The following is a 6,709-nucleotide window of genomic DNA, read 5'->3' as shown; positions in this document are numbered from 1 at the left end:
AGTTCCGAGAACGGATAAATTACTTTTTCGATGTCAAACTACCAGAAATTGCAGATACTTTAACGAGTAGAATTACTGACAACTTTCAAACGCTCACATCTGCAATTTGAATTCACTTGGGTATAATCAGAGCAAAAAAGTCGTTAAAGACTCCAAGGCTTTCAAAAACCTTATTGCTTACAAAGGAGCTAATGATGAGTAAGATAATTCAGAGTTCCGGCTTTAATGACACCTTTGAGCAAATATACCAAGACCTTGCTTACAACTATGGCTGCACTTATATGTCTTACGTATACGAACATCAAAGCAGCAGAGTCACCCACTCAACACATCCAGAGTGGAACAGTATCTATTTTGGCGATAAGCTTCTTGACCGCTGCGGCCTATTTCGTGTCGGTAAGCAATTTATGAAACTTAATGGTTATAACGAAACTGTTTTCCGCTGGAATGACGTAAACACCATCAGTAAAGATGAATTTGAGATCAACGGCATCCGCACCGAGTTTAATATCCATAATGGATTAAGTTTTGGTAAAACTTTTTTTGGTTCTAAAGAGTTTCTAGGTCTTGCCACCGATAAGCATCACACCGACTTTCCAATGCTTTTGGTACATAACAAAGCTGAAATGGACTGGTTTATACTCAGAATGAGAAGAGTAGCGTTTAGAGAAAGTTTGGGGTTAACTTATAGCTAAACTGTTCACTCAATACACCTATGCCACTTCTCTATACTTATGGCTAATCAAAGACAACTTTCCTTCTTGGAGCATACAATAACGCTGCGGCTGCGCATCCAACCAATGCTTAAAAGGATTATTTTCATCTGCTATCCATTCACTGCCTGCAGAGTCGATGATCGAAATATTTTTTAGCGACTTTAATGCTGTGTTAAATAGCGTTTTTCTCAAAGCGTCTAATGCAAGAAATTCATCATTACTTTTCTGGATTAGATACTGATTCATGGCTCTACAAAGGCAAAAATCAAAAACTGAGCAGTTTTCAATATAAATCTTGTCTGTTACGAAGATGGAGAACCGTTTCAGCTCTATGATGATGTTTGGAAAACGACTAATCAGCAGCTCATATTCCTTTTGATAACCGACGAAGCAACTTTCCCAATTTAGCATCATTTCATTGAAGCTAAGTTCTGAATATCTAAGATTGAATAAAGAGTACATAGACAACCACACATCAAGTAGACCTTGAGGTGGAAACTACTTATCAAAGCTAGCCTTTTCAATACCCTTTTTGAAAAGTTAATATTTTTGATTCTAGCCTTTGTGGACTGAAATAGACTGGTATAGACGAGTATGGACTAATGAGGACTCAATGTTACTAAAATTTTGAAGACGCTGTCTTGCAAAAATGAACAAAAATTAATGTTTTTCTACAGTTTATTTATACTCTTTTATGGTTTTACGAGCTGCGTCAAAACGCAGCATACGACTTTGAAAGAAGATTTACTTCTAAACGAAGCGAGAAATGAAGGTTATATAGCCTTGTCTACCGTATTCTTTATTCCAACGCTTAACGGATTTCTTGACCGCTTTACAGCAATTGAGCAAGTCTTCTAGTGACAGCTCAGGATCACTATCTGATAAAGTTTGGCAAGCATTTGTGATCGCACTATAGAGTTGAAAATCATTACCCGACAAAGACGAATTAGGCTGAATTGTAGTGTTTTTTTGTTTTGCTTTTAAATCCTTAACCACAGCACTTAATGCTCTTTCAACTTGGGAGTCATAAGTCTCAGCGTTTTTTCGGTATACACCAACTATTGACGACTCAATCGCTTGCAGTTCAACTATAAATTGCTCTTCAAATTTCATTGTTGCGCTCATTCATGTAAGTAAATTTTCACTGTAAGCCAGAATCATATCTTGATATCAAGCAAGGTAACAGTCCGGCTCTACGATATTTTCTTGTTTTTCAAATTGTGAATAAAGATCTTCACTTTCCTCCGTACAGTTATTGTCAGATCTCCAAGGAGCGCAGCTGCCGCTGCTTAAAGAGCGAAGAGCATCAGAGATCATTGCTTCCCTTTCAGCTTTACTGTTTTCTACTTGTGGTTTGTGTAGCTCCCAACCTTCTAGCCGTGTTTGCACTTTTTTTACTGCCATTACGCCAATGATTTTAATGATGTCTTCACCGTAACGGTTCGCCGCTTCGTTAACAATTTTAGCAAGCTTGACGGGGCGATTTCCTTGCTTGCAATCAAGTCCACCGTTTGCTTCGATGTAACCTTGCCAGTTGGCAGAATCGGCGGCTTTTCTAGCACGCTCTAAAATATCGTCATTAGTGATTGCTTGTCTTCGCCTTCGTAACTCTCGCCATACTGTGACTGGCGCACCACCGATTTGCTGAAACTGCCGTATCCGCCATGTACTTGCCCAAGCTGCAACGCCTTCTGCGGCATGTTTACCAGAGCTTTCAGCTTCAAAGTCGATATCAACATAAGCACCGTCAATGTTCTTGGCGATGTACTTGACAAGGTAACCTGTTGCACTGCCTTTGGCTGGATCAATCGCTTTGAAATCAAAACGAGGGTTACAATCTTCAGGCTTGAAGTCGTCGCCTGTAATATTCAATTCGTCTTTATCGTGCTCAACGGCATATTCACAAATGATCTGCCTAGCTAGCTCCACTTGTTCTGGCTTGAAAAACAGTAGTAAATGCCAGTGCGGTGTACCGTCATGGTGAGGCTCAACGACCCTAAAGCCGAAGGTTTCTATTTCTTTTCTGGCAAATTTAGCCCTGACTTTTGACCATTGCTTGCAAAGGTATTTTTGGGTATCACTTGGTGTCGCACCTTGATAGCTTGAGTTGTAGTAGCCTTTGCCTGACTCAGATTTATTCCAGCAATGGTATTTCGATGGTGCTGTCCAAGTATAAAACTCACCGACATAACCATTCTCTTCAGCTAATTGTTCAAAGCCTCGCATTCTCACCATCAATTCAATTTTTCGATTTACAGGATTCGATATGGATGCCTGCACCGCCTTAATCAGTGGTAACTCAAGTTCGTGTTGCTCATTAACGAGCATTATCATTTTTAGCCATTCGGTATTGGCTTTTTTTCTGGCTTGGTACTCCTGTAGTGTGCTTTGAGATACATAAGCAGAAACACCACTGCGAACTTTGCCGACAATGATGGCAATGTGCTCTTTGTATTGCTGATAGACTTTGGTTAATTGGCTGCGCCACCAATCTACATTGATAAGGCGTACTAATGCTTTTGCTATCAACTCCAATTGATAAGTCACATCGTCACCTTGAGTTAGAGATTGCTGCATTTTTTCAAGATCTGGCAGCCTTGGGCATATATCCCATTGTTCAGCTGGCTGCTTTACCGCTGTTATTAGCTTTACGGGATCAACCTGTTTAGTTTGATTTTCTGTGAGGTTTTCTAAGATCTTCAAACATCGGTTTGACCACTCGTAGGCGTTATCAGTTCGGCTTACTTCTGAGCTTAGATGGTGGAGAGGAATTGGACATTTCCTTATTGAAGATAGGATAAACTTTACTTTTTTTCTCAGCCAAATATTTGGGCTGCGGCCATTGGGATAGCGCTCAAGCTTTTTCAGATACATTTTTTTCAGCGTATTGGCTGAATCTTGTGGTAAACGAACTAACTGGCTGTCCATCCAATTTAAGTTGGTTTTGAGGTTATCAACTTTGATCCTGACTTGATGTTTTAGACTCTCTATGGATTGCAAGCCATTAAGCGATAAATAGCCTGATATGAAGTCGGCAAATAACGGATAAGATAAACAATCGGGTAACGAATCTAGGGTATTGACCAACCAAACTAGATCATTGTTAGCTTTACCTTGAAAAATATCGGCTACCGATACTCCTAACTGCTTTTCAAACTCTTTAACATTCATAGCGCATACTCCTTGAATCAATACACTAAGCAGCTGTTCGCCACTGTTGATATTGCAATTGCACATGCAAAACATCGCTGAGCAAGGCACTCATTTCGTATAGCTCTACATCACGTAACACCAACAAAGACACTGAAACTAAGGCTGATGCCATCCCTTGATATTTTTGTGCTGTATAAAAATTCTTTTGTTGTAATGCATGAAAGAACTTTTGGTAGATTTCCGCCATCAAACGACGCATAGAGATGTGTTGTGGGTTAGCTAAATTAAAGGCGCAAGAAGTCATAACCTTTCCTCATGATTGATGAATGGCATATTGAATAGTTAGAGATGGTTACTATGTAGAGCTAATTAGAGACTATGGTGGAGCGCTTAGGTGGAATGTTTGGCTTTGATGATTTCGAGTGGAACCTGAAGGTGTTACAGGTTTTAATGTTGCGTTTGATAAAGCAACGCATTGTCTTTTATCTAAATTCAGCCCTTTAAATGGAGAAGCTAAATTTGAAATAGTGATGATAGCCTCTCTCACTTTCAGGCGCTGCTGCCGAGTCAATTGTTCAAACGAGAGATCCCAATAAAGATTGGCATTTATACAAGCCACAAACAGCAGCACCATTTTTTGATGTCAATTAAGCTTGTTATAGCGACTGGCGATACTACTCTGACCAAGTTGGTAACGCATGGCTTGGATGGCTTGCTCTGCAATGGTTAACTCGCACTCAACTGTGCTTTGTTGCTCCCTATCACGCTCATTGGCATTATTAGAAAGAATCATCGTGATCCTCCTTAGGAAACGACTTGTAAACTCCGGTGAATTCTTGGTGTATCAACGATTGAATTGAGTGGGCATTGAGCTTCAACACGTTGGATCAACAATCTTAATTCGTTGATAATTGTCATCGAACGACTTACAACCTGATGCCTTATATCGTTGGTAACGCCTCGTTTATCCTTTGCAAGTTTGATTTGCTCTGATAACTCTCCAGCGTTGGTATAGATTTTTAGCAGGTGATCACTCAAAGTTAGAGTTTCTGAAGTTTGTTCAGCCTCAAATGGCATAGAGGGTTGGCAATGAAGATCTAACAACAAGCCGTCGATAATGCAGCGGTTGCCGCTGACTTTCACGATTTTAATCAGCTCAGAGACAGTGAGTTTATGAGCTTGACCTAAACGCAATTTATTGCGTAGTAATTGTGGATTATGGAACCCCGCTGCCAGTGCGATATCCTTAATGTTTTCTTGCTTGGCAAACTCCCTGTAAGCGTGATCCACATGTATATGTGTAGGTTTATCATTTGCAAACATAGCATTTACCTTAATGATTTAATAAAGTACTAACGATTAATTTAATCAGTCGATTGAAGGTTAAATTTATATAACCTGATCGTTTGCTTCACGCATCAGTGCCAATAAATTAATCAATGGTTTTTCTTTAGGCTTAATTTTACTTCGAATAGGCAACCGCCCTTGCTGGATCATCCAGCGAATGGTGTTTTCAGGGATACCTGAAAAACGTGAGTATTGTTCCACTGTTAAATAAGGGACAGCTATCTGGATCGCAATTTCACTCATTTGAATGTATCCTTATAACAATTCACTGCCTTTATGTATTGGCAAAAGAAAAAAGCCTGTGAGCTTTAGATAAATAAATTAACGAGCGAAAAGGATTGTTGATCTAATGAGTAACCTAGTCAAGTTAAAAAATGCAAAATTCGAGCACCCGTTAAACTCAGCTGTGCAAGCTGACGGTGGTAAAGATATTGTGGAAAGGCTGATCCGTTTATTTGGAGTCAGAAATAGATTGGAGCTAGCTGAAGCTCTCGGCACTCACCCCGGCACGTTTTCAACTTGGCAAACCCGCAACACCACGCCTTATGAAATGCTGGTTCGCATTAATTTAGCTACAGGTGTGCCCTTAGATTATCTTTGCTTCGGATATGGAAAAGGTGTGCCTGATATTTTCAAAAATACCCAGTTTGCAAGTAATGATAACACTCAAAAATCACAGGAAAATGAAGGTAGAACTAATTTATCTAGCTTAGCTGTTTTCGTAATAGAAAATGGCGAACTGATAAAAGTTGAAGCATTCCCAGTAGATACTCAATTCCATAAGCGTGTCGGGATCACTGATGATGGTTATGCAATCGAACAAGCTGGTAATCTGCTTTTCATCAATACTAATGAGCTTGTGATCACTAAAGGTCAGTATCTCTATAGCGTCAACGGTGCACATCAAATCGGTGAACTGAAACAACTGGCTGATGGCAACACCTACTGTTATGACGATGGCGAAAAGTATTTATTGAATAGAGAAACGACCAAGGTTATTGGGAAGGTGGCGTCGGTTTTGGGTAAAAACTGAATGACAAACTCAAGCTTGCTGAGCGCACAATTTTTCAAGATTTTTCTCAAGGCAAATAAAAAATGTTAGCGTTTAATTGCACCAAAGCTGCTGCAGATTTTTTTACTATTGTCCGAAAAGGTCAACAATATACTCTTATACAGCAATCACCTAATAACAGTATCGCTGAAGACATTCAGCAAACGGATACGCTATCAGGTAAAAACAACTTCCATTGGCACTGGGTATTGCATTGCGTATCGATAAAACGAAAAAAATATTTACTGGCAATGGATTACTTATCTCGCTACTGCCTTGCCTTCCCCGCTCCAAAGAAAGGTGACGATTCGGCTTTTTTAACGAGCGGAGCGAAAATCTCGGGGGCTTGCCCCCGTGCTGGATAGTGTAGACTGGGCGGTTCCCAGTCTATATTATCCTGTATATGGAACTTCAAAGAAATTCACATCACGTTTACCGATTA

The 6,709-nt window shown here is 39.9% G+C and carries 11 protein-coding genes; 3 read left to right on the top strand and 8 right to left on the bottom strand.

Going from position 1 to position 6,709, the window contains the following annotated elements:
- Window positions 1-191 precede the first annotated feature (191 nt).
- The gene (locus tag D5018_RS20150) at window positions 192-695 is read left to right on the top strand and encodes a hypothetical protein (RefSeq protein WP_133309357.1); all 504 of its coding nucleotides are present in this window, start codon (window positions 192-194) and stop codon (window positions 693-695) included.
- Window positions 696-713: 18 nt separating this feature from the next.
- Here the strand turns inward: D5018_RS20150 and D5018_RS20145 are convergent, their stop codons facing one another.
- The 8 genes from D5018_RS20145 to D5018_RS20115 form a co-directional block, all read right to left on the bottom strand.
- Window positions 714-1,178 carry a hypothetical protein gene (locus tag D5018_RS20145; RefSeq protein ID WP_121840776.1) on the bottom strand — a complete coding sequence of 155 codons (465 nt, stop codon included), beginning with the start codon at window positions 1,176-1,178 and terminating at the stop codon, window positions 714-716.
- A 288-nt stretch (window positions 1,179-1,466) separates the two neighbouring features.
- Entirely contained in the window at window positions 1,467-1,829 is a 363-nt protein-coding gene (locus tag D5018_RS20140) for a hypothetical protein (RefSeq protein ID WP_121840775.1), read from the bottom strand.
- Between the two features lie 57 nt (window positions 1,830-1,886).
- A complete protein-coding gene (locus tag D5018_RS20135; protein WP_165905128.1) occupies window positions 1,887-3,887 on the bottom strand; it encodes a replication endonuclease in 2,001 nt (666 codons plus the stop codon).
- A gap of 25 nt (window positions 3,888-3,912) precedes the next feature.
- On the bottom strand, window positions 3,913-4,173 hold the full coding sequence (locus D5018_RS20130; protein ID WP_121840773.1) for a hypothetical protein: 261 nt from the start codon (window positions 4,171-4,173) through the stop codon (window positions 3,913-3,915).
- A 72-nt stretch (window positions 4,174-4,245) separates the two neighbouring features.
- Window positions 4,246-4,488, bottom strand: coding sequence for a hypothetical protein (locus D5018_RS20125; protein ID WP_133309356.1), 243 nt, complete (start codon window positions 4,486-4,488; stop codon window positions 4,246-4,248).
- Between the two features lie 24 nt (window positions 4,489-4,512).
- Window positions 4,513-4,662 (bottom strand): hypothetical protein, encoded by a 150-nt coding sequence (locus D5018_RS21805; protein WP_165905127.1) that lies wholly within the window; start codon window positions 4,660-4,662, stop codon window positions 4,513-4,515.
- 11 nt (window positions 4,663-4,673) lie between these two features.
- Window positions 4,674-5,192 (bottom strand): phage regulatory CII family protein, encoded by a 519-nt coding sequence (locus tag D5018_RS20120; RefSeq protein WP_121840771.1) that lies wholly within the window; start codon window positions 5,190-5,192, stop codon window positions 4,674-4,676.
- A 66-nt stretch (window positions 5,193-5,258) separates the two neighbouring features.
- Window positions 5,259-5,459, bottom strand: coding sequence for a MerR family transcriptional regulator (locus tag D5018_RS20115; RefSeq protein ID WP_121840770.1), 201 nt, complete (start codon window positions 5,457-5,459; stop codon window positions 5,259-5,261).
- A 106-nt stretch (window positions 5,460-5,565) separates the two neighbouring features.
- Between D5018_RS20115 and D5018_RS20110 the strand changes: the two genes are divergently transcribed.
- Together D5018_RS20110 and D5018_RS20105 are read left to right on the top strand one after the other, a co-directional pair.
- On the top strand, window positions 5,566-6,249 hold the full coding sequence (locus tag D5018_RS20110; RefSeq protein ID WP_121840769.1) for a helix-turn-helix transcriptional regulator: 684 nt from the start codon (window positions 5,566-5,568) through the stop codon (window positions 6,247-6,249).
- 62 nt (window positions 6,250-6,311) lie between these two features.
- The gene (locus D5018_RS20105) at window positions 6,312-6,632 is read left to right on the top strand and encodes a DUF6933 domain-containing protein (protein WP_121840768.1); all 321 of its coding nucleotides are present in this window, start codon (window positions 6,312-6,314) and stop codon (window positions 6,630-6,632) included.
- Window positions 6,633-6,709 lie beyond the last annotated feature (77 nt).

This window comes from Parashewanella curva (genome assembly GCF_003675895.1).
Lineage (GTDB): Bacteria > Pseudomonadota > Gammaproteobacteria > Enterobacterales > Shewanellaceae > Parashewanella > Parashewanella curva.
Note: the sequence above shows the minus strand (reverse complement) of the source record. Positions and strands in the feature narration are given on the sequence as shown.

What these genes read in the sequence shown, in the direction of transcription:
- D5018_RS20135 (WP_165905128.1), bottom strand. Translation starts at nt 3,887, where the DNA reads ATGAATGTTAAAGAGTTTGAAAAGCAGTTAGGAGTATCGGTAGCCGAT.
- D5018_RS21805 (WP_165905127.1), bottom strand. Translation starts at nt 4,662, where the DNA reads ATGATTCTTTCTAATAATGCCAATGAGCGTGATAGGGAGCAACAAAGC.
- D5018_RS20120 (WP_121840771.1), bottom strand. Translation starts at nt 5,192, where the DNA reads ATGTTTGCAAATGATAAACCTACACATATACATGTGGATCACGCTTAC.
- D5018_RS20115 (WP_121840770.1), bottom strand. Translation starts at nt 5,459, where the DNA reads ATGAGTGAAATTGCGATCCAGATAGCTGTCCCTTATTTAACAGTGGAA.
- D5018_RS20105 (WP_121840768.1), top strand. Translation starts at nt 6,312, where the DNA reads ATGTTAGCGTTTAATTGCACCAAAGCTGCTGCAGATTTTTTTACTATT.
- D5018_RS20145 (WP_121840776.1), bottom strand. Translation starts at nt 1,178, where the DNA reads ATGTACTCTTTATTCAATCTTAGATATTCAGAACTTAGCTTCAATGAA.
- D5018_RS20140 (WP_121840775.1), bottom strand. Translation starts at nt 1,829, where the DNA reads ATGAAATTTGAAGAGCAATTTATAGTTGAACTGCAAGCGATTGAGTCG.
- D5018_RS20150 (WP_133309357.1), top strand. Translation starts at nt 192, where the DNA reads ATGATGAGTAAGATAATTCAGAGTTCCGGCTTTAATGACACCTTTGAG.
- D5018_RS20130 (WP_121840773.1), bottom strand. Translation starts at nt 4,173, where the DNA reads ATGACTTCTTGCGCCTTTAATTTAGCTAACCCACAACACATCTCTATG.
- D5018_RS20110 (WP_121840769.1), top strand. Translation starts at nt 5,566, where the DNA reads ATGAGTAACCTAGTCAAGTTAAAAAATGCAAAATTCGAGCACCCGTTA.